Origin of the sequence: Streptomyces chilikensis (assembly GCF_001642695.1) — a bacterium.
In the GTDB taxonomy this organism is placed as follows: domain Bacteria; phylum Actinomycetota; class Actinomycetes; order Streptomycetales; family Streptomycetaceae; genus Streptomyces; species Streptomyces chilikensis.
Map to the genome: position 1 here is coordinate 2,530,901 of NZ_LWCC02000005.1, position 25,835 is coordinate 2,556,735.

The 25,835-nt window shown below is 74.6% G+C and carries 24 protein-coding genes and 1 pseudogene; 15 read left to right on the forward strand and 10 right to left on the reverse strand.

From position 1 onward, the window contains the following. The coding region (locus A2U95_RS11375; protein ID WP_476756103.1) for a diacylglycerol kinase family protein at positions 1-492 on the reverse strand (492 nt) is incomplete at its 3' end. A 205-nt stretch (positions 493-697) separates the two neighbouring features. Between A2U95_RS11375 and A2U95_RS11380 the strand changes: the two genes are divergently transcribed. Together A2U95_RS11380 and A2U95_RS11385 are read left to right on the forward strand one after the other, a co-directional pair. Then, positions 698-1,981 carry an adenylosuccinate synthase gene (locus tag A2U95_RS11380; RefSeq protein WP_166022018.1) on the forward strand — a complete coding sequence of 428 codons (1,284 nt, stop codon included), beginning with the start codon at positions 698-700 and terminating at the stop codon, positions 1,979-1,981. A 28-nt stretch (positions 1,982-2,009) separates the two neighbouring features. After that, positions 2,010-2,297 (forward strand): annotated as a pseudogene (locus tag A2U95_RS11385) (diacylglycerol kinase); the annotation flags it as partial. 46 nt (positions 2,298-2,343) lie between these two features. On the opposite strand, the gene A2U95_RS11390 reads toward A2U95_RS11385, so the two are convergent. After that, the gene (locus A2U95_RS11390; protein ID WP_166022019.1) at positions 2,344-2,844 is read right to left on the reverse strand and encodes a GbsR/MarR family transcriptional regulator; all 501 of its coding nucleotides are present in this window, start codon (positions 2,842-2,844) and stop codon (positions 2,344-2,346) included. Positions 2,845-2,931: 87 nt separating this feature from the next. Between A2U95_RS11390 and A2U95_RS11395 the strand changes: the two genes are divergently transcribed. From A2U95_RS11395 to A2U95_RS11410, 4 genes are all read left to right on the forward strand, one after another. Further along, positions 2,932-3,948 carry an ABC transporter ATP-binding protein gene (locus tag A2U95_RS11395; protein WP_166022020.1) on the forward strand — a complete coding sequence of 339 codons (1,017 nt, stop codon included), beginning with the start codon at positions 2,932-2,934 and terminating at the stop codon, positions 3,946-3,948. Continuing rightward, entirely contained in the window at positions 3,945-5,597 is a 1,653-nt protein-coding gene (locus tag A2U95_RS11400; RefSeq protein WP_166022021.1) for an ABC transporter permease, read from the forward strand. The genes A2U95_RS11395 and A2U95_RS11400 overlap by 4 nt, the downstream gene beginning before the upstream one ends. Positions 5,598-5,746: 149 nt before the next feature. Then, the gene (locus A2U95_RS11405) at positions 5,747-7,189 is read left to right on the forward strand and encodes a PP2C family protein-serine/threonine phosphatase (RefSeq protein ID WP_166022022.1); all 1,443 of its coding nucleotides are present in this window, start codon (positions 5,747-5,749) and stop codon (positions 7,187-7,189) included. Positions 7,190-7,194: 5 nt separating this feature from the next. After that, on the forward strand, positions 7,195-7,578 hold the full coding sequence (locus tag A2U95_RS11410; RefSeq protein WP_166022023.1) for an STAS domain-containing protein: 384 nt from the start codon (positions 7,195-7,197) through the stop codon (positions 7,576-7,578). A 21-nt stretch (positions 7,579-7,599) separates the two neighbouring features. Here the strand turns inward: A2U95_RS11410 and A2U95_RS11415 are convergent, their stop codons facing one another. Continuing rightward, positions 7,600-8,823 (reverse strand): cytochrome P450, encoded by a 1,224-nt coding sequence (locus tag A2U95_RS11415; protein WP_166022024.1) that lies wholly within the window; start codon positions 8,821-8,823, stop codon positions 7,600-7,602. Positions 8,824-8,853: 30 nt separating this feature from the next. Next, complete coding sequence (locus A2U95_RS11420) at positions 8,854-9,726, reverse strand: alpha/beta hydrolase family protein (RefSeq protein ID WP_166022025.1); 873 nt, start codon at positions 9,724-9,726, stop codon at positions 8,854-8,856. 240 nt (positions 9,727-9,966) lie between these two features. Here A2U95_RS11420 and A2U95_RS11425 point away from each other — a divergent pair, with 240 nt between their 5' ends. Continuing rightward, positions 9,967-10,806 (forward strand): tryptophan 2,3-dioxygenase family protein, encoded by an 840-nt coding sequence (locus tag A2U95_RS11425; protein ID WP_166022026.1) that lies wholly within the window; start codon positions 9,967-9,969, stop codon positions 10,804-10,806. Then, a complete protein-coding gene (kynU, locus tag A2U95_RS11430; RefSeq protein WP_166022027.1) occupies positions 10,799-12,001 on the forward strand; it encodes a kynureninase in 1,203 nt (400 codons plus the stop codon). Before A2U95_RS11425 ends, kynU begins: the two co-directional genes overlap by 8 nt. 80 nt (positions 12,002-12,081) lie before the next feature. On the opposite strand, the gene A2U95_RS11435 is transcribed toward kynU, so the two are convergent. The 4 genes from A2U95_RS11435 to A2U95_RS11450 all read right to left on the reverse strand — a co-directional run bounded on the left by A2U95_RS11435 (position 12,082) and on the right by A2U95_RS11450 (position 15,595). After that, a complete protein-coding gene (locus tag A2U95_RS11435) occupies positions 12,082-12,555 on the reverse strand; it encodes a hypothetical protein (RefSeq protein WP_166022028.1) in 474 nt (157 codons plus the stop codon). Further along, positions 12,555-13,205 (reverse strand): hypothetical protein, encoded by a 651-nt coding sequence (locus A2U95_RS11440; protein ID WP_166022029.1) that lies wholly within the window; start codon positions 13,203-13,205, stop codon positions 12,555-12,557. Before A2U95_RS11440 ends, A2U95_RS11435 begins: the two co-directional genes overlap by 1 nt. 105 nt (positions 13,206-13,310) lie before the next feature. Continuing rightward, positions 13,311-14,051, reverse strand: coding sequence for a GntR family transcriptional regulator (locus tag A2U95_RS11445; RefSeq protein WP_166022030.1), 741 nt, complete (start codon positions 14,049-14,051; stop codon positions 13,311-13,313). A 170-nt stretch (positions 14,052-14,221) separates the two neighbouring features. Further along, positions 14,222-15,595 (reverse strand): aspartate aminotransferase family protein, encoded by a 1,374-nt coding sequence (locus tag A2U95_RS11450; RefSeq protein ID WP_166022031.1) that lies wholly within the window; start codon positions 15,593-15,595, stop codon positions 14,222-14,224. A gap of 191 nt (positions 15,596-15,786) precedes the next feature. Here A2U95_RS11450 and A2U95_RS11455 point away from each other — a divergent pair, with 191 nt between their 5' ends. Further along, positions 15,787-17,691, forward strand: coding sequence for a serine/threonine-protein kinase (locus tag A2U95_RS11455; protein ID WP_166022032.1), 1,905 nt, complete (start codon positions 15,787-15,789; stop codon positions 17,689-17,691). Between the two features lie 54 nt (positions 17,692-17,745). Here the strand turns inward: A2U95_RS11455 and A2U95_RS11460 are convergent, their stop codons facing one another. After that, positions 17,746-18,594: an SLATT domain-containing protein gene (locus A2U95_RS11460; RefSeq protein ID WP_166022033.1), complete on the reverse strand. Its 849-nt coding sequence runs from the start codon at positions 18,592-18,594 to the stop codon at positions 17,746-17,748. A gap of 551 nt (positions 18,595-19,145) precedes the next feature. Between A2U95_RS11460 and A2U95_RS11465 the strand changes: the two genes are divergently transcribed. The 6 genes from A2U95_RS11465 to A2U95_RS11490 all read left to right on the forward strand — a co-directional run bounded on the left by A2U95_RS11465 (position 19,146) and on the right by A2U95_RS11490 (position 24,731). After that, positions 19,146-19,490: a YbaB/EbfC family nucleoid-associated protein gene (locus tag A2U95_RS11465; protein WP_166022034.1), complete on the forward strand. Its 345-nt coding sequence runs from the start codon at positions 19,146-19,148 to the stop codon at positions 19,488-19,490. Positions 19,491-19,563: 73 nt separating this feature from the next. Then, positions 19,564-20,163 (forward strand): recombination mediator RecR, encoded by a 600-nt coding sequence (gene recR / locus A2U95_RS11470; RefSeq protein ID WP_151773441.1) that lies wholly within the window; start codon positions 19,564-19,566, stop codon positions 20,161-20,163. Then, entirely contained in the window at positions 20,156-20,815 is a 660-nt protein-coding gene (locus A2U95_RS11475) for a DUF5063 domain-containing protein (protein WP_166022035.1), read from the forward strand. The genes recR and A2U95_RS11475 overlap by 8 nt, the downstream gene beginning before the upstream one ends. Positions 20,816-21,081: 266 nt before the next feature. After that, the gene (locus A2U95_RS11480; RefSeq protein ID WP_166022036.1) at positions 21,082-22,374 is read left to right on the forward strand and encodes an aspartate kinase; all 1,293 of its coding nucleotides are present in this window, start codon (positions 21,082-21,084) and stop codon (positions 22,372-22,374) included. Positions 22,375-22,812: 438 nt separating this feature from the next. Beyond that, positions 22,813-23,517 (forward strand): SigE family RNA polymerase sigma factor, encoded by a 705-nt coding sequence (locus tag A2U95_RS11485; RefSeq protein ID WP_166022037.1) that lies wholly within the window; start codon positions 22,813-22,815, stop codon positions 23,515-23,517. Positions 23,518-23,678: 161 nt separating this feature from the next. Next, complete coding sequence (locus tag A2U95_RS11490) at positions 23,679-24,731, forward strand: hypothetical protein (RefSeq protein ID WP_206282862.1); 1,053 nt, start codon at positions 23,679-23,681, stop codon at positions 24,729-24,731. A gap of 55 nt (positions 24,732-24,786) precedes the next feature. Here the strand turns inward: A2U95_RS11490 and A2U95_RS11495 are convergent, their stop codons facing one another. Then, the gene (locus A2U95_RS11495; RefSeq protein ID WP_206282863.1) at positions 24,787-25,695 is read right to left on the reverse strand and encodes an SURF1 family protein; all 909 of its coding nucleotides are present in this window, start codon (positions 25,693-25,695) and stop codon (positions 24,787-24,789) included. Positions 25,696-25,835 lie beyond the last annotated feature (140 nt).

The following is a 25,835-nucleotide window of genomic DNA, read 5'->3' on the forward strand; positions in this document are numbered from 1 at the left end:
ATACCGGCGCCGCCGCACCGGGCCCCCGCCCCGGGACGGCGCCGGGGCGTCCGCCGCCGGGATGCGCAGCGCCCCCAGCACCAGCCCGCCCGCGTCGTCCGCCAGCAGGTCCAGCCGCCGCGGCGTCCCCTCCAGCACCGCCCGCGCCGCCGCCACCGTGCCCGGCGGCACCCCGAGCGAACGGGCCACCGACAGCGTGGCCGGCCGGGCCCCGACCGGCACCACCGCCAGCGCGCACCCGCCCAGTTCGCCGTGCCGCTCCAGCACGGCCACCGCCCGCAGCAGCGCGTGGTCGTCACCGACCACCACCGGACGCCGCGAGCCGCGGCGCTCCAGCTGCCGGACGAACTCCTCCGGCCCCTCCGGCAGGCACCACTTCACCCGTGCGCCCGCGCACAGCACGTCCTTGGCGATCCGGACGGACTCCCCGTCCGTCCTTCGGGCAAACGGGTCGACGACCACGAGAAGCTGGTCCGAAGCCACCTCGGTCATGCCTCGCTTCCTCGGGTCCTCGGGTAGCATCTTTGTGCAAGAGCCCCTTGCGCCGCGTTCCTCGTGCCAGGGGCTTCGTCTATTCCGGGGCATCCGGTCCGACGGGAACCGCGGCCGACGAGGGCCGCCGGGCGCACGGGGCACGGCATGGTCGTGCCGCGCGCCCCGACCCAGGACATGCCCCGCCCGGAAGGGGTGTACGCCTGTGCCCGCACTTGTGCTGCTCGGTGCTCAGTGGGGTGACGAGGGCAAGGGAAAGGCCACCGACCTGCTCGGCGGCTCCGTCGACTACGTGGTGCGTTACCAGGGCGGCAACAACGCCGGCCACACGGTCGTGGTGGGCGACCAGAAGTACGCGCTGCACCTGCTGCCGTCCGGCATCCTCTCCCCCAACTGCGTGCCCGTCATCGGCAACGGCGTCGTCGTCGACCCCTCGGTGCTGCTCTCCGAGCTGAGCGGCCTCAACGAGCGGGGCGTCGACACGTCCAAGCTGCTGCTCAGCGGCAACGCGCACATCATCACCTCGTACAACGTCACGCTGGACAAGGTGAGCGAGCGGTTCCTGGGCAAGCGCAAGATCGGCACCACCGGTCGCGGCATCGGCCCCACCTACGCCGACAAGATCAACCGCACCGGCATCCGCGTCCAGGACCTGTACGACGAGTCGATCCTCCAGCAGAAGGTGGAGGCCGCGCTCGAGGTCAAGAACCAGATGTTCTCCAAGCTCTACAACCGCCGCGCCATCACCGCGGAGCAGGTGGTCGAGGAGCTGCTCGGTTACGCGGACCAGCTGCGTCCGTACGTCGCCGACACGGTGCTGGTGCTCAACAAGGCGCTCGACGAGGACAAGGTCGTCCTCTTCGAGGGCGGCCAGGGCACGCTGCTGGACATCGACCACGGCACCTACCCGTTCGTCACCTCCAGCAACCCGACGGCCGGCGGCGCCTGCACCGGCGCGGGCGTGGGCCCGACGCGCATAAGCCGTGTCATCGGCATCCTGAAGGCGTACACCACGCGGGTCGGTTCGGGTCCGTTCCCGACCGAGCTGTTCGACGAGGACGGCGAGGCGCTGCGGCGCATCGGCGGCGAGCGCGGTGTCACCACCGGCCGCGACCGTCGCTGCGGCTGGTTCGACGCGGTCATCGCGCGGTACGCCACCCGGGTGAACGGGCTGACGGACTTCTTCCTCACCAAGCTGGACGTGCTCACCGGGTGGGAGCAGATCCCGGTCTGCGTCGCCTACGAGATCGACGGCGAGCGGGTCGAGGAACTCCCCTACTCCCAGAGCGACTTCCACCACGCGAAGCCGGTCTACGAGTACCTGCCGGGCTGGAGCGAGGACATCTCCTCGGCGAAGTCCTTCTCCGACCTGCCGAAGAACGCGCAGGCGTACGTGAAGGCGCTGGAGGAGATGTCGGGCGCGCCCATCTCCGCGATCGGCGTCGGCCCCGGCCGCGACGAGACGATCGAGATCAACTCCTTCCTGTAGGACCCGCGGGACGGAACGCCACGGCGGTCCGGGCCCGTCCCGCCTGCGCGTCGAGACCGACGGGTCCACCCTGGTCGACCTGGACCAGCCGGTCCGCGCGGTCACCGTGACCCCCGGCTTCACCGGCCGCGCCGACGTCGAGGTCCGCCCCGTCTCGGTGGGCGCCGAGGCCGCCCCCCTCCAGGCCGCGGCCCGCACCGTCACCGTCTCCGGCGCCGACTTCCGCTACCGCGCCGACGCCACCGTCGCGGGCCCGGTCCGCACCCGCACCTGGACGGTCCGCCCGGGGGCGTGGAACCTGACCCTTCCCCGCTGACGGCGGCGGCCGGCGGCTGATGGCGGCGTCCGCCGGTGGGGCGGTGTCAGCGCCCGGCGGCGGCCTCCCGCTTCTCGCGCCACCGCCGCATCATGTCGGTGAGCTCGACCTCGATGAATTCGAAGAACTCCAGCGTCTCCCGCAGCCGTCGCTCGGCCGGGGAGCCGGCGCCGACGGCCGTGACGCCCTCGCGGAGGGCGGACTGCCAGTGGCGGAGCAGGGCCTCGCGGTTGGTGACCGCCTCGTACCACTGGTCGCTGTGGACCCGGTACCGCTCCCGCCGCGAGCCCGGTTCGCGCTCGCGGGAGACCAGGTGCGTCTGGGAGAGGTAGCGCACCGCGCCGGAGACCGCCGCGGGGCTGACCCTCAGCTGGTCGCCCAGCTGGGCCGAGGTGAGGACGCCGTCGTCGGAGGCGAGCAGCGCGGCGAAGACCCGGGCGGGCATCCGGGCCATGCCGGCGTCGGTCAGCCGGCCCGCGAAGAGTTCCACGAACCGCGACACCGCCTCCGGGTCCCGTTCCTTCGGGGACTTCCCGGCCTCCGTCATGCGCAACCTCGTTCCTCGTCCTGGACCCCCGAGTTTATACGGTTCCTTAACTTCACAACTTTTTGAAGAAAGCGTAGCTTCAGAAGCATGACGCAGGAATCCCTCGCGATCGAGGTGTCCGGACTCCGGAAGTCGTTCGGCTCCACCCGCGCCCTCGACGGACTCGACCTGTCGGTCCGCACCGGGGAGGTGCACGGCTTCCTCGGCCCCAACGGGGCCGGCAAGTCGACCACCCTCCGCGTGCTGCTCGGCCTGCTGCACGCCGACGCCGGCGCCGCCCGCGTGCTCGGCCTGGACCCGTGGGACCGGGCCGTCGAGGCGCACCGCCGCCTCGCCTACGTGCCCGGCGACGTCGAGCTGTGGCCCAACCTCAGCGGCGGCGAGGCCATCGACCTGCTGTCGCGGCTGCGCGGCGGCACCGGCCGGCGGCGCCGGGACGAGCTGATCGACCGGTTCGACCTGGACCCGCGCAAGAAGGGGCGGGCCTACTCCAAGGGCAACCGGCAGAAGGTCGCCATCGTCGCCGCGCTCGCCTCCGACGCCGAGCTGCTGCTCCTCGACGAGCCCACCTCGGGCCTGGACCCGCTGATGGAGGTCGTCTTCCAGGACGTGGTCCGCGAGGCCAAGGAGGCCGGGCGGACGGTGCTGCTCTCCAGCCACATCCTGGCCCAGGTGGAGAAGCTGGCCGACCGCGTGTCGATCGTCCGGCGCGGCCGGACCGTCCAGTCCGGCACCCTCGCCGAGATGCGCCACCTCACCCGCACCACCGTCGAGGCCGAGACCGACCGGCCGGCCACCGGCCTGGAGGCGCTGCCCGGCGTGCACGACGTCACCCTCGACGGGGCACGGGTCCGGTTCGCGGTGGACGGCGGGCGGCTCGACGCCGCCGTGCGCCTCCTCGGCGAGGCCGGCGTCCGCAGCCTGGTCAGCCACCCGCCCACCCTGGAGGAGCTGATGCTCCGCCACTACGGGGACGAGCTCGCCGCCAACGGCCACCGGGGCGCCGACGGCCACCGGGACGCCGACGGCCGGACCGGCGCGGCGTCCCCGGCCGACGCGGCCGGTGCGGCCGGGGACGCCGGAGAGGCCGGGGCCGTCCGGTGACCACCACGGCGACCCGCCCCGCGGGCGTGACCGCGCACCCCGCCTCCCGCCCGGCGTTCACCGGCACCGGCACCCTGCTCCGCTTCGCCCTGCGCCGGGACCGCGTCCGCCTCCCCGTCTGGCTGCTGGCCCTGCTCGCCGGCACCCTGGCCACCGCCGACAGCTACGCCGCCCTCTACGACTCCCCCGAGGCCCGGGCCACCGCCGCCAGGACCATGGGGACCCCCGCCGCGCTGGCCATGACCGGCCCCCGCCACTACCTCGACGACTACACCTACGGCGCCATGCTCGGCCACGGGATGATCGGCTTCGCGGGCGTGCTGGTCGGCCTGATGAGCGTCCTGATCGTCACCCGGCACACCCGCGACGAGGAGGAGACCGGCCGCGCCGAGCTGATCCGCTCCACCGTCGTCGGACGCCACGCCCCGCTCGCCGCCGCCCTCGGCCTCGCCGTGCTGGCCGACCTGGCGCTCGCCCTGCTGCTCACCGCGGGCCTGGCCGGACTCGGCGTCGAGTCGCTCGACCTGTCCGGCTCGCTGGTCTACGGCTTCGCCCACGCCGCGGCCGGCGTCGTCTTCGCCGGTGTCGCCGCGATCACCGCCCAGATCACCTCCTCCACCCGCGGCGCCTCCGGGCTCGCCCTGGCCGTGATCGGCGGGGCGTACGTCCTGCGGGCGGCCGGCGACACCGGGAACGAGGCGCTGAGCTGGGCGTCCCCGATCGGCTGGGCCCAGCGCGCCTACCCGTACGTGGACGACCGCTGGTGGCCGCTGCTGCTCTGCCTGGGCGCGGCGGCGGCCTGCGCGGCCACCGGCTTCCTGCTCTCCGCCCGGCGCGACGTGGGCGCCGGACTGCGCCCCGCCCGGCTGGGCCGCACCACCGCCTCCCGGGCGCTGGCCGGCCCGTTCGGCCTCGCCCTGCGGCTCCAGCGCGGGCTGCTGGCCGGCTTCGGCGCCGGGCTGTTCGTGATGGGGGCGATGTACGGGTCGATCATCGGCGACATCGAGGAGATGCTCGGCGGCGTCGACCAGATCCAGGAGGCCCTGGCCGAGATCGGCGGGGCCACCCTCGCGGAGTCGTTCGCGGCGATGGTGATGGTGGTCATCGCGGTGGTCTCCATGGTCTACGTGGTGATGGCCACCCTCCGCGCCCGTGCCGAGGAGACCGGCGGGCGGGCCGAGGCGCTGCTGTCCACCGGCCTCTCCCGGACCGCCTGGCTGGGCGGCCACCTGGCGGTCGCCCTGCTCGGCGCCGTCGTGACGCAGCTGCTGGCCGGGCTCGGCTTCGGCCTCGCGGCCGCCGCCGCGACCGGCGACCACGCCATGACCGGCGACCTGGTCGCCGCCGCCCTGGTACACGTGCCGGCCCTGTGGACCGCGGCGGGCGTGGCCCTGGTCCTGTTCGGCTGGCTGCCCCGGGCGACGGCGCTGGCCTGGGCGGTGCCGCTGTACGCCTTCGTCGTCGGCTACCTGGGGCAGATCCTCCGGTTCCCGGAGTGGACCGGTGACCTGTCCCCGCTGGGCCACGTGCCCCGGCTCCCTGCCGCGGCCATGGACTGGACGCCGGTGACGGTGCTCACCCTGGTCGCCGCAGGCCTCTGCCTGACCGGGCTGAGGGGTTTCCGGCGGAGGGATCTGGACACGAAGTAGAGACCCGGGGAATGACCCGGGACGACGCCCCATGCGATCTTCACGGCACCGGAACCGTCCGCGTTCCTCTAGCCTTGGGGGTTCCGGTGCCGCCGCCCCGGCGGCACCGAGGGGGAAACGGCGATCAGAACGAGGAACCGAACAGGCCCATGCTGCGAGAGAATGCCGTGGGACCGGACTCGGAGACGGAGTCCGCACGGGTCGCGGCGGTGCGCCGCTACGAAATCCTCGACACGCCCCCGGACGGCTCCTTCGACCGCGTCGCCCGCCTCGCGGCCCGCGTCTTCCAGGTCCCCCTCGCCGCGGTGACCTTCGTCGACAGCGACCGCATCTGGTTCAAGGCCCGGCACGGTCTGGACGACGTCACCGAGGTGAGCCGGGCCGACGGGCTGTGCGGCCTGGCCCTCCTCCACGACGGCCCCATGGTCATCCCCGACACCCGGCTGGACCCGCTGGCCGCGACGAACCCGATGGTCACCGGCCCGCTGGGGATACGCTTCTACGCCGCCGCGCCGATCGTCAGCGCGGACGGCCACAAACTGGGCACCGTCAGCATCTTCGACACCCGCCCCCGCACCCTCGGCGACGAGGACCTCACCGCCCTCCAGGACCTGGCGCAGGTCGTGCTGGACGAGATGGAGCTGCGGCTGACCGCGCTGCGCGCCCTGCGCCGGGAGCAGGAGCGGCGCCAGGCGGTGGTCCGCCAGGTGGAGGACGAGCGGGCCGCCCGGCTGCGCGCCGAGAAGGACCGCAGGGTCCTGGAGTCCCTGACCAGCACCCTGCAGCGGACCCTCCTCCCGCCCGCGCTGCCCGCCGTCCCCGGCCTGGAGCTGGCCTGCCACTACCACGCGGCCTCGGTCCACGACCTGGGCGGCGACTTCTACGACGTGTTCCCGCTCGACGGCGACCGCTGGGCCTTCCTGCTCGGCGACGTGTGCGGCAAGGGCCCGGACGCGGCCACCGTCACCGCGCTGGCCCGGCACACCCTGCGCGCCGCGGCCCACCACGCGCCGGACCCGGTGGCCGTCCTGGACACGCTGAACACCGAACTCCTCGGCGACAGCCTGACCAGCAAGTTCTGCACGGCGATCTTCGGCGTCCTCACCCCGCGCGAGGAGGGCGGCTTCGAGGTCGAGGTGGCCACCGGCGGCCATCCCCCCGCGTACCACGTGGCGGGCGGGCCCGACGGCGTGCCGTCGGTGAGCGCCGTGAGCCTGGAAGGAGGCATGCTGATAGGGGCGCTTCCCGAGGCCCGCTTCCGGTCCCGTACGGTCGTCCTGGCCCCGGGCGAGGTGCTGCTCCTGTACACCGACGGGCTCATCGAGGCCAGGGCCGGCGAGGACAGACAGATGATCGGTGACGAGGGACTGGCCGCCTTCCTGGCGCGCCGCCGGGGTCTCGGCGGCGCCGCCGGACTGGTGGAGGACATCGTGGACCTGCTGGACTCGCTCCCCGAAGGGGCGGAGGACGACGTGGCGCTCCTGGCGCTCTCGGTGCCGACCGCCGAGGAGGCCGAGCGGCGCACCCCGGGCGTGACGTCCACCGCGCACACCACGACTTTGCCCACGGACGCTACGGACGAGGAGCACTGAACGACGTGTCCGAGCAAGAGCTGCTCCTGACCGTGGAGGAGACCCACGGTCCGCTGGCCGTCGCCAAGGTCGGCGGCGAGATCGACTTCCACACCGCGCCGATGCTCCGCTCCCGGGTGCTCGAGCTGATCGAGCAGGGACGCAACCGTCTCGTCCTGGACCTGTCGCGGGTCGGGTTCTGCGACTCGGCCGGCCTCAACGCGCTGATCAACATCTGGCACGCCGCCCAGTCCGTGGGCGGCGCCATGGCGCTGGCCGCGGTGCCGCCCCGGCTGGACCGGATGCTCAAGCTGACCGGCCTGGACACCGTCCTGGCCATCCACCCCACCGCCGCCGACGCGATCGCCGCGGTCGGCCCGCGACCGGGCGGGGAGCAGGTCGCCGGCTGACCCCCGCCGCCGGCCCCGGGCTCAGCGGGTCTCCACCCGCAGCTCCGCGAGGCCCCGCATCACCAGGTTCGGCCGCCGGACCGGCTCCGCGGCGAGCCGCATCCGCGGCGCCCGCTCCAGCAGCGCGGTCAACGAGGCGGCCAGCTCCATCCGGGCCAGCGGCGCCCCGATGCAGTAGTGGATCCCCGCGCTGAACGAGATGTGCGGATTCTCCCGCCGGGCCAGGTCGAGCCGGTCCGGCCGCTCGAACGCCGCCGGATCACGGTTGGCGGACCCGAACAGCAGCGCCAGCTCCGCGCCGCGCGGGATCACCGTCCCGTCGATCTCGATCTCCTCCAGGACCCAGCGCTCGAAGAGCTGCAGGGGCGTGTCGAAGCGCAGCAGCTCCTCCACCGCGGACGGCACCAGCGAGTGGTCCGCGCGCAGCGCCGCCAGCTGCTCCGGATGGCCGAAGAGCGCCGCCCAGGCGTTGCCCGTGCCGTTGACGGTGGCCTCGTGGCCCGCGTTGAGCAGCAGCACGCAGGTGGAGACCATCTCCTGCTCGGTGAGCCGGTCGCCCTCGTCGTGGGCGGCGATCAGGGCCGAGATCAGGTCGTCCCCGCCGGGCCGGCGGCGCCGCTCGGCGATCAGCTCCCGCAGGTAGTCGCCGAACTCCACGGAGGCGCGCACCGCCCGCGCCGCCGTCTCCCCGGACGGGTTCAGCTCGTACATCCCGCAGATCGCCGCCGACCAGGGCCGCAGCGGCGCCCGGTCGGCCTCGGGCACGCCCAGCATCTCGGCGATCACCGCCACCGGCAGCGGTTCGGCGACCTCCGCCAGCAGGTCGCCGCCGCCCGCGTCCACCAGCCGCCCGGCCAGCTCCCCGGCCAGTGAGCGCACGTACGGCCGCAGCCGCTCCACGGTGCGCGGGGTGAACGCCTGGGAGACCAGCCGCCGGATCCGGGTGTGGTCCGGCGGCTCCAGGTCGAGCATCCCGTGGTCGTTGAGGGTGTGGAACGGCTCGTGCTCCGGCGGGGGAGGCGTGCGGCCGAACTCCTCGTCGGTGAAGCGGTGCCGGTAGGTCCGCCCCAGCCGCCGGTCGCGCAGCAGCGCGGACACGTCGGCGTGGCGCGGCACCAGCCACTGGCCGGTCTCCTCGCACCACAGCACCCGGCCGCGCGCCCGCAGCGCGCCGTAGGCCGGGTACGGGTCGGCGACGAAGTCCGGGTCGGAGGGGGAGAAGACCGGGGCGACGGGGGAGTTCACCCGTTCACCATGCCATTCGGGGCACCCCGTTCACCACGCCAGCTGGGCGATCTCCTCCGCCACCACGGCGCACGCGTCGGCGGCCGGGTCGATCAGCGGGAAGTGGCCGACGCCCTCCAGCAGCGTCACGCCCACCACCTCGCCCGCGAGGGCCGCGGCCCTCGCGTACGACTCGGCGACCGGCGGCGGGACGTCGGCGTCCTCCCCGCCCTGCACGACGGCGGTGGCGATGCCGGTGGGCACCAGCAGCACCGGGTCGGCGTGCGGGCGCCGCTCCTCGAAGAGGTCCGGACCGCCCAGGAACTGCAGCGCGGCGTGACCGCAGACCTCCAGCTTCTCGGCGGCCCCGAGGTCGGCGATGGGCGCCAGCGCCACCACCCCGCGGATCCGCGGCGGGGCCGCGGCGCGCCAGGGGCTGCCCTCGGGCAGCAGGTGGCGGGCGGCGGCCCACAGCACCAGGTGGCCGCCGGCGGAGTGCCCGGTGAGCACCGTGCGGCCGGTGTCGGCCCGCCCGCCGAGCGCCTCGGCGGCCAGCCGGGGCAGCGCGTCCAGCGCGGCGGCGACGTCGTCCAGCGTCTGCGGCCAGCGGCCCGCCTCGCCCTGCGCCGCACCGCCGCGCCGGTACTCGGGCACGGCCACGGCGAAACCGCGGCGGGCCAGGAAGCGGGCGAAGGGGGTGACGTGCAGCCGGTCGTACGGGGCCCGCCAGGCCCCGCCGTGCACCACCACGACCAGCGGCGCGGGCGCCGGCCCGGCGGGCGGCGCGTAGAAGTCGACCACCTGGTCCGGGTGGTCCCCGTAGGCGCGGGTGGCGTCCGGGGCGACGGGCTTGTGCGAGAAGACGGATCTCTCCTCGGCGGCGGCCCGCTCCCGGGCGGCGGCCGTCCTCTCCTCGTCGGTCATGCGTTCCAGCCTCTCTCGGCAGCCTCCCTCGGGAGGTCCGGTCGTGCGGGTGTCCGCCGGTGCGGCGGTTTCCCGGCGCGGGAGTCCCGGCGGGTCCGTCCGGGCGTCGTCCGGAAGGGTCCCACCAGGCGGGTATTGCCCGACCGGGGGATCATTGCGGAGGATTGCCGCGGGGACCGGGGCCCCCGTGCCGGTATCGGCAGGGGCGGACCGCTACCCGGAGTACAGCAGGAGACAGCGATGTCCCGACAGGCTCAGCAGACCCACGAGCCGGAGACCCCGCATCTCGAGTTCGACGGCTCGACGCCCTACGAGGACTACGTCCGGGCGGACGTGCTGACCCACCTCCAGCAGCCCCGCTCGGACGACCCGGGCGAGATGGTGTTCCTGGTGACCACCCAGGTCATGGAGCTGTGGTTCACGGTGATCGTCCACGAGTGGGAGACCGCTTCGCAAGCCCTCCGCCGTGACGACGTCCCCACGGCGGTCGACGCGCTCAAGCGCTCGGTGCGGGAACTGGAGGCGCTCAACGCCTCCTGGACCCCGCTGGGGCAGCTCACCCCGGCGCAGTTCAACTCCTACCGGGGCGCCCTCGGCGAGGGCTCCGGCTTCCAGTCGGCGATGTACCGCCGCCTGGAGTTCCTCCTCGGCGACAAGTCCCGCTCGATGCTGGTCCCGCACCGCGGCACGCCCCGCGCCCACGCGGAACTGGAGAAGGCGCTCCACGAGCCCTCGCTCTACGACGAGGTGCTGCGGTTCCTCGCCCGCGGCGGCCACGCCGTGCCGGAGGCGGTGCTGCGGCGCGACGTCTCGGAGAAGTACGAGCCGTCGCCCGAGGTCGAGCGGGTGTGGGCCGAGATCTACACCGGGGACCAGAACGACCCGCTGGTCCGTCTCGGCGAGGCGCTGACCGACGTCGCCGAACTGGTCTGGCGCTGGCGCAACGACCACCTGGTCGCCACCCGGCGCGCCATGGGCTCCAAGACCGGCACGGGCGGCTCCGCCGGGGTGGCCTGGCTGGAGAAGCGGGCCCGCAACACCGTGTTCCCCGAGCTCTGGACGGCGCGCTCCCATGTCTGAACTCCTGTCGAAGGCCACGGAACTGGACGCCGCCGACCCGCTGGCCGCCCTGCGCTCCCGCTTCGTGCTGGACGACGTCGTCTACCTGGACGGCAACTCCCTCGGCGCGCTGCCGGCGGGGGTCGCCGAGCGGCTGCAGGACGTCGTGCGGCGCGAGTGGGGCGAACTGCGGATCCGGTCCTGGGACGAGAGCGGCTGGTGGACCGCGCCCGAGCGGATCGGCGACCGGATCGCGCCGCTGGTCGGCGCGGCGCCGGGCCAGGTCGTGGTGGGCGACTCCACCTCGGTCAACGTCTTCAAGGCGCTGGTCGCGGCGGTGCGGATCGCCCGCGAGGGCGACGGCGCGGTCGAGCGGGACGAGATCCTGGTCGACGCCACGACGTTCCCCACGGACGGCTACATCGCCGAGTCGGCGGCGCGGATGACGGGCTGCGCGCTGCGGCCGGTGCGGCCGGAGGAGGTTCCGGCGGCGCTCGGTCCGCGCACCGCGGCGGTGCTGCTCAACCACGTCGACTACCGCTCGGGGCGGCTGTTCGACCTGCCGGGCCTCACCGCCGCCGTCCACGCGGTGGGCGCGGTGGCCGTCTGGGACCTCTGCCACAGCGCGGGCGCGCTGCCGGTGGAGCTGGACGCGCACGGGGTCGACCTGGCGGTCGGCTGCACCTACAAGTTCCTCAACGGCGGCCCCGGCGCGCCGGCGTACCTGTACGTCCGGCACGGCCTCCAGGAGCGGTTCGACACACCGCTGCCCGGCTGGAACTCGCACGTCGAGCCGTTCGGGATGCGCCCCGGCTACACACCGGCCGCCGGTGCGGTGCGGGGGCGGGTGGGAACGCCGGAGATCCTCTCCCTCCTCGCCCTGGACGCGGCGCTGGACGTCTGGGAGGGCGTGGACATCGCCGCGGTCCGGCAGAAGTCGCTCGCGCTCACCGACTTCTTCCTGGAGTGCGTCGCGCGGTACGTGCCCGAGGGCGCGGTGGAGTGCGTGACGCCGCTCGCGCACGAGGAGCGGGGCAGCCAGATCGCCCTCCGGCACGAACGGGCCGGCGAGGTCATGCGGGCGCTGACCGCCCGCGGCGTGGTCGGCGACTTCCGCCACCCCGACGTCCTCCGCTTCGGCTTCACCCCGCTCTACGTCGGCTTCGCCGACACGGAGCGCGCCGCCCGCACCCTGGCGGAGACCCTCCCCGCCTGACCCGGCGGCGGCCCGCGGGTTCCCTCCCGCGGGCCGCCGCGCCGTGCGGGCCGCCCGCCCCGAGGGCCGGGCGGTGCGGTTCAGGGGGACGGGTACGGGGCCGGGGGGATCCGGCCCACCACGACGGGGGAGCCCCAGCGCGCCTCGACCAGGACGTCGCCGTCGAGCGGGTACGTCCAGAACTCGGGCCCCACGTCCCACAGTTCGGTGCCGCGCCGCACCGCGACCTCCACCGGCATCACCACCGTGGGGACCGACAGGTCGCCCCAGAAGACGACCACCCCGTCCGCCCCCGCGCCGTACCGCCGCAGCACCGACGCGAACCCGGCCCCGTCGTCCCACTCCACGGACTCCACCGGGGGAACCGCCGACCAGTCCAGGCTCGCGCTGTTCCACGCCGGGAACCGCGAGAGGCTGAGCCGCGCCAGCTCCCGCGACTCCTCCCACCGCAGGACGACGACCTGCCGCCCGTCCTCGCCCCGCGCGTCGCGGACGAATCCCGGAAGCAGCTCCGGATGCCGCCCGTACGCCCGGGCGGCCTCCGCCTCACCCATCAGCTGAACACGATCATCGACCCCTGCCCGAGGCTCCGCACCGCCGCCGCGTGCAGCCCCAGCCACACGTGACGCTCACGGGCGAACGGGCTCGGGTCGTAGGGCGCCGGTTCCGCCGGCTGCTCCAGCTCCGTGGGCGCGGACGGCGGCGCGGGCGCGGCGGGCGGGTTGGCGGGGTCGATGCCCAGCGCGGGCCCGATGAACTCCAGGTCCCGCAGCAGCCCGTGCGAGGACCCCAGCGGCCCTCCGTTGTCGAGGAGTTCGTCGTTGACCAAGGGGTGCGGGAAGTCCACCGGGAGGTAGGCCCCGGCGTGGTCGTAGTGCCAGACCAGGTGCGACCGCTGCGCCGTGCTCTCGAACATCTCCAGCAACTGCTCGTAGTCGCCGCCCAGTTCGTCCACCGGCGTCACCGGCAGCCCGCAGGCCTGGAGCAGGTAGACCCGCCGCAGGAAGTGCAGTGCCTCGTAGTCGAAGCCGGCGACCGGGGCGACGTCGCCCGAGATCCCCGGCATGTACTGGTGGATCGGCACCGGCTGCGCGCCGCTGGCCATCAACGCCCGGTCGTACAGGGCGAGTTCCTCGGCGAAGGGATTGTCCGGGGTGTGGCACAACACGTCGACGAGCGGGACCAGCCACAGGTCACAGGCCAAAGGACGGCTCCTCGGGTCGGAGGTGGAAAGGGAAGCGTAGTGCGAGTGCGTGCGGTGCGGGCCCGGTCCGGCCCGTGCAGGTGTGGTCCCCCGTGGAAGGGACCTCTATCCGTCCCCGGGCCCCCGGGTGCCCTCCGCGCCGTCCGAGGCGGTGAGACGCTCCACCAGTTCCAGGGAGAAGGTGTTGCTCTCCGCGACCAGCCGTCGCGACTCCGTGGTGTCGCCGCGCCCCAGTGAGTCCACCAGGGACGTATGCCCGGCCCACATGTGCTCACGCAGGTCGGAGAGCCTCCGCAGATGCTGCACGGTGCACACCCAGGCCTGGACGCGCAGCCGGTGCAGGAAGTCCGTGAGGTACGGATTGCCGAAGAGGCTGCTCAACTCCCGCCAGAACCGCAGGTCGTAGCCGATCAGCACGGACAGCTCCCCGGACTGCGCGGCCCGCTGGCACTCCTCGCCGCGCCGCCGGACCGCGAGCAGCGAGGCCGCCTCCGCCTCGTCGGGGAAGGCGTGGCCGGCGGCCCGCGCCCGGGCGGTCAGCCGGTCGAAGATGCCGTCCGACACCAGCACCCGCGCCTGCACGATGTGCCGGAAGTCCTCGACGCCGAAGGCCCGCACCTGGAAGCCGCGGTGCTGCACCGCCCGCAGCAGTTCCTGCGCGGCCAGGTCGACCAGCGCCTCGCGGACGGGGGTGGCGGAGACGCCGTACTGCTCGGCGATCTCCTTGACGGTGAACTCCTGGCCGGGGTGCAGCCGGCCGGCCAGCACCTCGTCGCGCAACGCCTCGGCGATCTGCTGCCGCAGCGTGCTGCGGGTCACGGGGCCGGGGGCGCCGGTCGCTCCCATCGGCGCTCTTCCTTCCCTGGTGCGCCCGCGGCACCTCCGCGGTGGGCCTGCGGTCACCTTAACCAGCGGGCGGGGAGCGGGCGCCGGGCCCCTCCCCGCCCGGCACCCGGGGCGACGCGGTCACGCGGCGGGCGCGGTCATGCGGCGGGCATGCTCATGTGGCGGGGTGGTCACACGGTGTACGAGTCCGCCACGGCCAGCGCCGCGTCCAGCGCGGCCAGCCCTTCCTTGAGCTCGCTCCCGGTGGCCGTGCACGGCGGCGCCACATGGGTCCGGTTCATGTTCACGAACGGCCACAGCCCGTTGGCCTTGGCCGCCGCGGCGAAGGCGGCCATCGGCGCGTTGGCCTCCCCCGACGCGTTGTACGGCACCAGCGGCTCACGGGTCGCGCGGTCGCGGACCAGTTCCACGGCCCAGAACATGCCGACGCCGCGGACGTCGCCCACCGAGGGGTGCCGCTCCGCCAGCTCCCGCAGCCCGGGACCCAGGACCTCCGCGCCCATCCGCGCGGCGTTCTCCACGATGCCCTCCTCCTCCATCACCCGGATGGTCGCGACGGCCGCCGCGCAGGCCAGCGGGTGCCCGGAGTAGGTGAGACCACCGGGGTAGGGGCGCCGCGCGAAGGTCGCGGCGATCTCCGCGGAGATCGCCACGCCGCCCAGCGGCACGTAACCGGAGTTGACGCCCTTGGCGAAGGTCATCAGGTCGGGCACCACGTCGAACAGGTCCGCGGCGAACCAGGTGCCGGTGCGGCCGAAGCCGGCCATCACCTCGTCCAGGATGAACACGATCCCGTGCCGGTCGCAGATCTCCCGGACGCCCCGGAGGTAGCCCGGCGGCGGCACCATGATCCCCGCGCCGCCGGGGACCGACTCCAGGATCACCGCGGCGATCGTCGCCGGGCCCTCGAAGGCGATGGTGGTCTCCAGGTGCTCCAGCGCTCGGGCGCACTCCTGCTCCTCGTTCTCCGCGTAGAAGCGGGAGCGGTAGAGGAACGGGGCCCAGAAGCGCGCCACGCCGGCCTGCCCGGTGTCGGAGGCCCAGCGGCGCGGGTCGCCGGTGACGTTCACCGTCTGCTGGGTGCCGCCGTGGTAGGAGCGGTAGGCGGAGAGGACCTTGTGGCGGCCGGTGTGCAGGCGCGCCATCCGGATCGCGTGTTCGACGGCCTCGGCGCCCGCGTTGGTGAAGAAGATCTTGTCGAGGTCGCCGGGCGTGCGTCCGGCGATCAGCCGGGCCGCCTCCGAGCGGGACTCCACGGCGAACGCGGGCGCGAAGGTGGCGAGCTTCCCGGCCTGTTCCTGGATCGCGGCGACCACCTTGGGGTGCTGGTACCCGATGTTGGTGAAGACCAGGCCGCTGGAGAAGTCCAGGTAGCGCCTGCCCTCGTAGTCCCAGAAGTACGAACCCTCCGCGCCGGCCACGGCGAGCGGGTCGATGAGTTCCTGCGCCGACCAGGAGTGGAAGACGTGGGCGCGGTCCGCGGCCTTGACGGCGGCACCGGTCTCGGGGTCGGGCTGAGGGCTGTGCGGCGTCGTGGAGGTCATGCGGCAGAGCGTAGATCGCCCGCGCCGGGCGGCGACAGGGCCGGCCTGCCGGCGACGGGTGCCACCGCGCCTGGTGCGCGGGCGTGGCCCGCCCGTGGCACGGCGGGGCGGAACCGCCGTTACTCTTCGGAGTCCGGGCCGGAGGGGGCCGCGGGGGGCGCGGCGTCCGGTCCGGGGGGAGGACGACGGCGATGGAGATGCTGGGCGCGGGCGACCCCGAGCGGATCGGGTCGTACCGGCTGCTGGCGCGGCTGGGCGCGGGCGGCATGGGGCGGGTGTACCTGGCCCGGTCGGACCGGGGCCGCACGGTGGCCGTGAAGCTGGTGCGGCCGGAACTCGCCGAGCGCGAGGAGTTCCGGGCCCGGTTCCGCCGGGAGGTGCGGGCGGCGCGGCGGGTCGGCGGTGACTGGACGGCGCCGGTGCTGGACGCCGACACCGGGGCCGCGGTGCCGTGGGTGGCCACCGGGTACGTGGCGGGACCGTCGCTGGAGCGGGTGGTCGGCCGGGACCACGGGGCGCTGCCGGAGCGGACGGTGCGCATCCTGGCGGCAGGGCTGGCGCGGGCGCTGCGCGACATCCACGGCGCGGGGCTGGTGCACCGGGACCTCAAGCCGTCCAACGTGCTGATCACCATCGACGGGCCGCGGGTGATCGACTTCGGGATCGCCCGGGCGCTGGAGGCCCCGGACGACGACAGCGGGCTCACCCGGGCCGGCGCGGTGGTCGGGTCGCCCGGCTTCATGGCGCCGGAACAGGTCCGGGGCGAGCGGATCACGGCGGCGGTGGACGTCTTCAGCCTGGGCTCGGTCCTGGCCTACGCGTCCACCGGCCGGCTTCCGTTCGGCGACGCGGCGGGCGGGGCGCACGCCCTGATGTACCGCATCGCCCAGGACGAGCCCGACCTCACCGGCGTCCCCGAGGGGCTGTCCGGCCTGGTCGGCGACTGCCTCCGCAAGGACGCGGCGGCGCGGCCCTCGCTGGAGGACGTGCTGGAGCGGGTGGGCGCGGAGCACGCCACGCTCACGGGCGGCCGCACCCGCGACCCGTGGCTCCCCGCGGCGCTGGTCGCGCAGCTCGGCAGGCACGCGGCGGAGCTGCTGGAGGTGGAGGACCCGGGCCCGCGGGGCGACCGGTTCCCCACGGCGGCGACGGTCGCGGGAGCTCCACCCCTCGCGCCGCCGGCACCGTCCCCGCCGGCGGGGACGGCCCCCGTCCCGCCGGCCCCTCCGGCGCCCGGTCCGTCCGCGTCCGGTCCGTCCGCGTCCGGTCCGTCCGCGCCCGGTCCCTACCCGCCGGGGCCGTCCCTCCCGGCGGGGGCCGCTCCCCCTCCGCCGGGCTCCCCGGTGCCCGGTCCCTTCGCACCCGGCCCGTCCGCGTCCGGTCCCTTCGCACTCGGCCCGTCCGCGTCCGGTCCCTTCGCACCCGGCCCGTCCGCGTCCGGTCCCCACCCGCCCGGGCCGTACGCGCCCGGTTCCCACGGCTCACCCCCGCCGGGCCCCACGGCGGTGGACCGCACCCCTCCGCCGGACAGCGGCGGCGGCGCGCGGACCGCGGTGGTCGTCGCGGCGGCCACGCTGGCCGTCGCGCTGGTCGCGGGAGGCGCGGTGTACGGCCTGATGCGCGGCGACGACCGCCGCTCCCGCGCCGACGGGGGCACCGGGACCTCGTCCTCCGCCTCCCCGTCCCCCTCCGCCTCGGGCGCCGGTCCGGTGACGACGGAGACCACCGGGGCGTCCCGGCCGGGCGCGGTGCCGGAGGCCTTCCTGGGCGAGTGGAGCGCGGTGATCGAGAACGCGTCCGGGTCCAACCCGCGCCGCATGACCCTGAGCCAGGGCGAGGTGGGGGACCCCGTGCTCAGGCTGGTGGCCGAGGGGCCGCTGGCGGGGACGTCGTCCTCCTACCGCTGCGTCTTCGAGGCCGACCTCGCCGAGGCGCCGGGCGACGGCGGCGGCCTCCGCCTCGGCCCGTCCCGCGTCGTCGACGGAGCCCCCCTCAGCTCCTGCTCCCCGGGCGACCCCTCCACCCTCACCCTCACCACCGACGGCTCCCTCGACCGCCGCATGACCACCGGCGACACCCTCACCTACCACCGCTGACCCCCCGCGGGCCCGGCACCCCCGCGGGCCCGGCACCCCCGCGGCCCGGTCCGCTCACCGCGGCTCCGGCGGACGCTGCCGCGGCATGTTGGGGCGGGGCGCGGCCAGGGAGAACCGCCCGGCCCCGCCCACCGGTACCGCCGCCTCCGCCCGGCCCGCGTCGGCGACCCCCCGCGCCACCGCGGGCACGTCGCCCCGCCGGAACTCGCCCATCCAGTCCGCCGTCTCCGCCCGCACCAGCTCCGTCACGTCCTCGGAGAACCGCCGCAGCACCCCCAGGCACCGCTCCGCCGCCTCACCGGCCGTGCCCTCCGCGGGGCCCAGCACCTCCCGCACGTTCTCCGACGCCCAGTCGAACTGCAGCGCCTGCAGCCGCCGCTGCACCGCCTGCGCCGTGGCCATGTCCCGCATCCACCCGGAGGTCACCCCGAAGAACCGGTCCGCGCCCACGCAGGTGAGGGAGAGCAGCAGCGACAGGTACCCCCACGGCGCCGCCCCGTCGACGACCTCGGCGAGGTCCAGCAGCGGCAGGCCCCCGGCCAGCACCGCGCCCGCCGCCGCGCCGCCCCGCAGGGCCCGGGCGGCGCGGCGCTTCCAGACCCGGTCGGCGAGGTACCACGCGGAGGTCTCCAGCGCGCACCGCTCGACCCACCGGTACAGCTCGTCCAGCCGCCGGGCCGGCACGTCCCAGTCCCCCTGGGGGAACGGCCGCCCCAGCAGGTCCCCCGGCAGGCCGGGCCCGCCGCCGGACCGTCCGGCGCCCGCCCGCGCCCCGGCCGCCGTCCCGCCGCGGAGCCGTCCCGGCGCCCGCCCGCGCCCCGGCCGCCGTCCCGCCGCGGAGCCGTCCGCCGCCCCCCGGCCGTCCGCCCGAGCCCGACGGCCCCTCGGACCGCCCGCCCTCACGCGGCGGCGACGGCGGCGGCTCCTCGGACCCGCTCCCCGGCATCTCCGGCTGACTCACCCGGCCACTCCCCAAAACCTGTCAAACGATCACTGCGACCCGCCGGCCGGACCGGCCGGACCGGTCCGGCCGGCGGGTCGTCCGGCAGGCGGACCCGGCACCCGCCCGCACCTGCCCCGCGGCCCGGGTCGCCACCGGCCACCGCCGGGCACTCTCCGTGACGAACCGGTCACGTGACGTGCTCCGGGTGTCGGCACCTTTCCTACCCCCCAACGAGTGGCGCAGGCACCGGTTTGAAACCGGCAACCCCCCGGAAGTGGCCCGCCATCAGGTGGAGGGCCGTCGACACACTCACCCGAAAGTGTGACGGCGCGCCCTCCGCGTCGACCGCGTAGGCTCATTCAAGAGGGGTGAATCTTTCGGCCCGCTCAGGACAGACGTGTCGTTGGCGTGTGTCGTACGACCGCACGAACGGCGCAAACCGCACATGTCGCGCAGATCACACGGATCGCGCGAGCCCGGCGTCAAGCCCAGCGAGTTCAGGAGCTGAATCGTGTTTCCCGGTGGTGGCCAGCCCAACATGCAGCAGCTGCTCCAGCAGGCCCAGAAGATGCAGCAGGATCTGGCCCGCGCCCAGGAGGAGCTGGCGAACACGGAGGTCGAGGGGCAGGCCGGCGGCGGCCTGGTCCGGGCCACGGTCACCGGCTCCGGTGAGCTGCGCGCCCTGGTGATCGACCCCAAGGCGGTGGACCCGGAGGACACCGAGACCCTCGCCGATCTGGTGGTCGCGGCGGTGAAGGCCGCCAACGACAACGCCCAGCAGCTCCAGTCCGAGAAGCTGGGCCCGCTGGCCGACGGTCTGGGCGGCGGCAGCGGCATTCCCGGTCTGCCTTTCTGACCGGGTCGGCGGCGACTACCGTACGCAGGGAAGGGCGGCTCCGCCGGGAGCCCCGAGGAAAGCAGGCAGGGCGTTGTACGAGGGCGTGGTCCAGGACCTGATCGACGAGCTGGGAAGACTGCCCGGCGTCGGTCCCAAGAGCGCGCAGCGCATCGCCTTCCACATCCTGCAGGCCGAGCCCACGGACGTCCGCCGCCTCGCTCAGGCCCTGATGGAGGTCAAGGCCAAGGTCCGCTTCTGCGTCACCTGCGGGAACGTCGCGCAGGAGGAGCAGTGCGCGGTCTGCCGTGACCCCCGCCGGGACCCCTCCGTCATCTGCGTGGTGGAGGAGCCGAAGGACGTGGTGGCGATCGAGCGGACCCGCGAGTTCCGCGGCCGGTACCACGTCCTCGGCGGCGCCATCAGCCCCATCGAGGGGGTCGGCCCCGACGACCTGCGGATCCGTGAGCTGCTCGCGCGGCTCGCCGACGGCAGCGTGACGGAGCTGATCCTCGCCACCGACCCCAACCTGGAGGGCGAGGCCACGGCGACGTACCTCGCCCGGATGATCAAGCCCATGGGCCTCAGGGTCACCCGCCTGGCCAGCGGCCTCCCGGTGGGCGGCGACCTGGAATACGCGGACGAGGTCACCCTCGGCCGCGCCTTCGAGGGGAGACGACTCCTAGATGTCTGACGCGACGCTGCACTCCACCGCACTGGACCCCGGCGACTTCGCCGTCCAGATCGCCGACCAGATCGAGAGCTTCCTGGTCGCGGTCACCGAGGTCGCCCGGGGCGACGAACCGGACTCGGCGGTTCCGTTCCTCCTGCTGGAGGTCTCCCAGCTCCTGCTGGCCGGCGGCCGCCTCGGCGCGCACGAGGACATCGTGCCGGACGAGCCGTACGAGCCCGACATGGGCCCGGAGCCCGACGTGGACGAGCTGCGCGAGCGGCTGGCCGCGATGCTGGAGCCGGTCGACGTCTACTCCGAGGTCTTCGACCCGTACCAGCCGCGGCGCGCGCCGGTCCCGGCCCGGATCTCCGACGACCTCGCCGGGGTCATCACCGACCTGCGGCACGGCATGGCCCACTACCGCGAGGGCCGGGTGTCCGAGGCGCTGTGGTGGTGGCAGTTCTCCTACCTGTCCAACTGGGGAGCGATGGCCTCCGGAGCCCTGCGGGCGCTCCAGTCCGTGGTGGCGCACGTCCGGCTCAACCAGCCGCTGGAGGCGCTGGACGGCCTGGACACCGACGAGCACCTCGAGGAGGAGGCGCTGGCGGAGGCCGCGGGCGAGGTGATGGTCCAGGAGATCGCCGGCCCGCTGGGCCTGCGCCGGGTCAAGTAGGGACGAGCCGGGCCGGCCGGCCCGTGCGGTCGGTCCGAAGCGGCTGCCCAGGTGTTTACCGTCACCCGTTCGGGGGAGGTGCGCCTCGGCCGGGGCGGTGCGGGAGCCGCCCCGGTCGCCTGCGGGCGGCCGTACGGGAAGAAGTACGCAAAAAGGACATCTCATCATCCGGTTCACCGGATGGGATTTTCAGCCGCTCGTTAGACTGAATCGACCGCCGCACACCTGTGCGCGCGGAGAGAAACGGAAGCGAGCGAGGAGCGCACGTGGGCCTTGTCGTGCAGAAGTACGGAGGCTCCTCCGTAGCCGATGCCGAGGGCATCAAGCGCGTCGCCAAGCGGATCGTGGAGACGAAGAAGAGCGGCAACCAGGTGGTTGTCGTCGTCTCCGCGATGGGCGACACGACGGACGAGCTGATCGATCTCGCCGAGCAGGTGTCACCCATCCCTGCCGGACGCGAGCTCGACATGCTGCTGACCTCCGGAGAGCGGATCTCCATGGCGCTGCTGGCCATGGCGATCAAGAGCCTGGGCCAGGAGGCCCAGAGCTTCACCGGCAGCCAGGCGGGTGTCATCACCGACTCGGTCCACAACAAGGCGCGCATCATCGATGTCACGCCGGGCCGCATCCAGGCCTCCGTGGACGAGGGCAACGTCGCGATCGTCGCCGGTTTCCAGGGCGTCAGCCTGGACACCAAGGACATCACCACCCTCGGCCGCGGCGGCTCCGACACCACCGCCGTCGCCCTCGCCGCCGCGCTGAACGCGGACGTCTGCGAGATCTACACCGACGTGGACGGCGTGTTCACCGCCGACCCGCGCGTGGTGAAGAAGGCCCGGAAGATCGACTGGATCTCCTTCGGCGACATGCTGGAGCTGGCCTCCTCCGGATCCAAGGTGCTGCTCCACCGGTGCGTGGAGTACGCCCGCCGTTACAACATCCCGATCCACGTCCGGTCGTCCTTCAGCGGGCTGCCCGGCACCTGGGTCAGCAACGAGCCGTTGGTTCACGAGACGCAGCAGCAAGGGGAGCAGCAGGTGGAGCAGGCGCTCATCTCCGGTGTCGCCCATGACACCTCCGAGGCCAAGGTCACCGTCGTCGGCGTGCCCGACAAGCCGGGCGAGGCCGCGGCGATCTTCCGCGCGATCTCCGACGCGGAGATCAACATCGACATGATCGTGCAGAACGTCTCGGCGGCCTCCACGGGCCTGACGGACATCTCCTTCACGCTGCCGAAGGCGGACGGCCCCAAGGCCATCGAGGCGCTGGAGAAGGCGCGCACCGCGATCGCCTTCGACTCCCTGCGCTACGACGACCAGATCGCCAAGATCTCGCTCGTCGGGGCGGGCATGAAGACCAACCCGGGCGTCACCGCCGACTTCTTCGACGCGCTCAGCCGGGCCGGCGTGAACATCGAGCTGATCTCCACCTCGGAGATCCGCATCTCGGTGGTCACCCGCGCCGACGTGGTCAACGACGCGGTGCGCGCCGTGCACACCGCCTTCGGCCTCGACTCGGACAGCGACGAGGCCGTCGTCTACGGCGGCACCGGGCGCTGACGCGACCGCTTCGGCGGCCGCTCGCGGCGGCCGGCGGCGGACGGGCCGGCGAAGAGGCCCTCCGCGGTGGAACTGAGAGCCCCCTTCTCCTCGTCCCTTCGGGCGGGAAGGGGGCTCCTCCATGCCGGTTCCGTGCCGGCGGTGCGAGGAATCCCCTGGCCAGAGGTCGTTCGATTTATATGATCGGGATCGGACGTGTGCGGGTCCCGCCGAAGGCACTTGCCGGGGCCCTTGCCTCCGTCCGAAGATTCTCCCTTCCCCTCCGGCGACGGACGGAGCGGGAGCCGGGGGCTCCGTGGGGGACGCCGCGCCTTCCCGTCGTGGGAACGGTCGGGGGGACGGTCGAGGTCGTGAGGGGAAGAGCGGGGCGATGGAAAGTTTCGGGAAGCGGTCGACGGGGGCGTACAACCCTCACGGGGTCCGGCGCGTCCAACGGGCGTGGCAGAGGTTCTCGACTTCCCAGCGGCGGCGCGCGGCGCCGGTCTGCGCCCCCACCGCCGGCCCTCCAGGCCCGGCGGTGCGCCGGGCGGCATGCCGGTGATCGCGCCCATGCCTTCGGCGCGCCGTGCACGCGTCCCCGCCCCCCGGCAGGGTGACGGCGGTGCCGCGCCGTCCCCCGCCGCCGTCACCGCCGAGGCGCCGGCCCAGGCCGGCACCACGGTCGACCACCTGACCGCGACCTACCGGGAGCACTACCGTTCGCTGCTGCGCCTGGCGGCGCTGCTGCTGGACGACACGGCCTCCTGCGAGGACGTGGTGCAGGAGGCGTTCATCCGCGTCCACTCGGCGCGCCGCAGGGTCCGTGACCCCGAGAAGACGCTCGCCTACCTGCGCCAGACGGTCGTCAACCTGTCCCGCTCCGCGCTGCGCCGCCGCATCCTGGGCCTGAAGCTGCTGTCGAAGCCGATGCCCGACATGGCCAGCGCCGAGGAGGGCGCGTACGACCAGCTGGAGCGCGACTCCCTGATCAAGGCGATGAAGGGCCTCCAGCGCCGTCAGCGCGAGGTCCTGGTGCTGCGGTACTTCTCGGACATGACCGAGGCGCAGGTCGCCGAGACGCTGGGGATATCCGTCGGCTCGGTGAAGGCCTACGGCTCGCGCGGCATCGCCGCCCTGCGCGTCGCGATGGGAGCGACCGCATGACCGGGCCCGAGGACGCACCGCGGTTCGGTTCCGGCCGTTCCCGGCCGTCCCGTGCCCGCAGAACCCGCCACTCCTGGCATCCTTGGCTACCGGCGGACGCCGAACGGCCCGCCGGCCGGAGCCACTTCAGCCCGCACGAACCGCATGGTGGGAACGAACCTGTGAACGAACGCCCCGACGAACAGAGCCTCGGGTCCGGGCTCGGTCCGGACGAGGCGGAGCTGCGGCGCCTGCTGCACCAGGCCGTCGAGGACCTCGAGCCCGGGGACCGGACCCTGGAGTACCTCCGGCAGGCCGTGCCCGCGCGCCGGGCCCGCAAGCGCCAGGCGCTGGTCGGCGTGGCCGCGGCGGCGCTCATCGCCGGCACCGCGCTCCCGACCGCCCTGCACGTCTCCTCGGCGGGCTCCGCCGAGGACGTGCGGGCCGGCAGCGTGGCGGGCAGCGCCGAGGTGCAGGGCGGCCAGGGCGACGACCTGAACGCGGGCGCCGCCGGCGGTTTCGGCAAGGAACTCCCCGGCCTGCCCGGCGTGACCGAGGACGCCGGCGACAAGGGCGCCGACTCCAAGGGCGGTGAGGACGGGGCCGGTGCGGCCACTCCGGCCACGGCGCCCGCCTGCACGGCGGGACAGCTGACGGTCTCCGGCGCGGAGGTCGGCGCGGTCGCCCAGGACGGCAGCGTCCAGGGCCTGTTCCGGATCTACAACTCGTCGATCGTGGGCTGTGCGGTGAGCGACCCGGGCACCGTCTCGGTCACCGCGCAGGGCGCGGCCGACCCGGCCCGGATCGGCGTGGCCCGGCAGGCCGCAGGCCAGGAGGTCGAGCGGCTGCTGCTCGGCCCGGGCGCGTCCTACGAGATCCGCTTCTCCTGGGTGCCCTCCGCCTCCTGCCCCACCGGCAGCGAGCCGTCGACCCCCCCGGCCTCGGGCGGCACGGACGGCGGCGGCTCCTCGGGCGGCACGGACGGCGGCACCACCACGCCCCCCGCCACGGAGGGCACGACCGCCGGGGACCGGGGCACCGGCACCACCGGCGGCGAGAGCACCGCGGACGGCATGACACCGCAGCTGGGCACGGAGCAGACGGGTTCCGACGGCAGCGTGGCCGTGACCTACCGCCCCCAGGGCGCGGACGGCGCGGGCACGCCGGCCACGGTCAACGTCGCCGGCGCCTGCGCGGGCACCGTGTACCGGACGGGCATCCTCGCGGGCGTGTGACGTCCGGACCGGCCGGGCACCGGCCCGGTCCGGCCCCGGTACCTCGGCGGGTGCCTCAGGAAGCGGTGGGAGCGGCGGGAGCGGACTCCCGCCGCTCCGGCGTTCCCGGGGCGCCGTCGGCTCCGCCGACGGCGGCGGTGTCGTCCGGGGCGGCCGGGGCGGTGTCGTCCGGGATGGTGCCGTCCGGGGCGGCGTCCTCGGGCAGGATGCCCAGCTCGGCGTCGCGGGCGAACTCCACCTCGCGCCGCAGCAGCCGGAACCACATGAAGACCACGAAGCCGGCGAAGACGAACCACTCGCCGGTGTAGCCGAGGTTCTGGAACGCCTTCAGGTCCAGTCCGCTGTCCGGCGCCGCCGCGGGCGGCACCGCGGCCATCCCCGCGTCGCCCTCGTTGAGCGTGACCCAGGCGTCGTGCACCTCGTACGGCACCAGGTTCACCAGCGACGCGGCGCTGATCGCACCGGTCTGCCCCTCGGGGAGCCCGCCGGCCGCGGGAACGCCGTCCTGGCCGGGGACCTCGGAGACCTGCAGCGCCCCCGTCACCGTGACCTCGCCCCGGGGCGGGGCCGGCGCGGCGGCCGGGTCGGGATCGCCGGGCAGCCACCCGCGCACCACGGGGAGCGCCTTGCCGTCGCCGGCGCGGAGCATGGTCAGCACGTAGTAGCCGCGCCGCTCGTCCAGCTCGCGGTCCGGCACCAGCAGCTGCTCCGCGTACCGGCCGGTGGCGGTGGTCTGGTCGCCGACCGTCTCCTTGTCCACGGGCAGCAGCTCGTCCAGCGGACGCGCGGTGCTCGGATCGGCCTCGCGGTCCTCGGCGGCGCGGGCCGTCGCGTCCCGGTGGCCCTCGACCCGGGACTCGAACCGGTCCAGCTGCCATGTCCCCATGAACACGCAGAACGGCACGGCGAGCAGCACGAAGACGTTGATCCCCCACCAGCGGGGCGTCAGCAGGAACCGGTACACGCCGTCCACGGTACCGGTGCGCCTCCCGGAGCCGCCCTCCGCCCTCCGGACGCCCGCCCCGTGCGCCGCGTGACCGCACCGGGGGCGGGACGCGGCCCAGGCCCCGCCGGAGGCCGCGGCCGCGGGGCGCGGGCGCGGGC

Bases quoted from the DNA above. Each gene is read 5' to 3' on its own strand.
- A2U95_RS11455 (WP_166022032.1), top strand. From the start codon at position 15,787: ATGGAGATGCTGGGCGCGGGCGACCCCGAGCGGATCGGGTCGTACCGG.
- kynU (WP_166022027.1), top strand. From the start codon at position 10,799: ATGTCTGAACTCCTGTCGAAGGCCACGGAACTGGACGCCGCCGACCCG.
- A2U95_RS11475 (WP_166022035.1), top strand. From the start codon at position 20,156: ATGTCTGACGCGACGCTGCACTCCACCGCACTGGACCCCGGCGACTTC.
- A2U95_RS11390 (WP_166022019.1), bottom strand. From the start codon at position 2,844: ATGACGGAGGCCGGGAAGTCCCCGAAGGAACGGGACCCGGAGGCGGTG.
- A2U95_RS11420 (WP_166022025.1), bottom strand. From the start codon at position 9,726: ATGACCGACGAGGAGAGGACGGCCGCCGCCCGGGAGCGGGCCGCCGCC.
- A2U95_RS11395 (WP_166022020.1), top strand. From the start codon at position 2,932: ATGACGCAGGAATCCCTCGCGATCGAGGTGTCCGGACTCCGGAAGTCG.
- A2U95_RS11405 (WP_166022022.1), top strand. From the start codon at position 5,747: ATGCTGCGAGAGAATGCCGTGGGACCGGACTCGGAGACGGAGTCCGCA.
- A2U95_RS11450 (WP_166022031.1), bottom strand. From the start codon at position 15,595: ATGACCTCCACGACGCCGCACAGCCCTCAGCCCGACCCCGAGACCGGT.
- A2U95_RS11425 (WP_166022026.1), top strand. From the start codon at position 9,967: ATGTCCCGACAGGCTCAGCAGACCCACGAGCCGGAGACCCCGCATCTC.
- A2U95_RS11435 (WP_166022028.1), bottom strand. From the start codon at position 12,555: ATGGGTGAGGCGGAGGCCGCCCGGGCGTACGGGCGGCATCCGGAGCTG.
- A2U95_RS11445 (WP_166022030.1), bottom strand. From the start codon at position 14,051: ATGGGAGCGACCGGCGCCCCCGGCCCCGTGACCCGCAGCACGCTGCGG.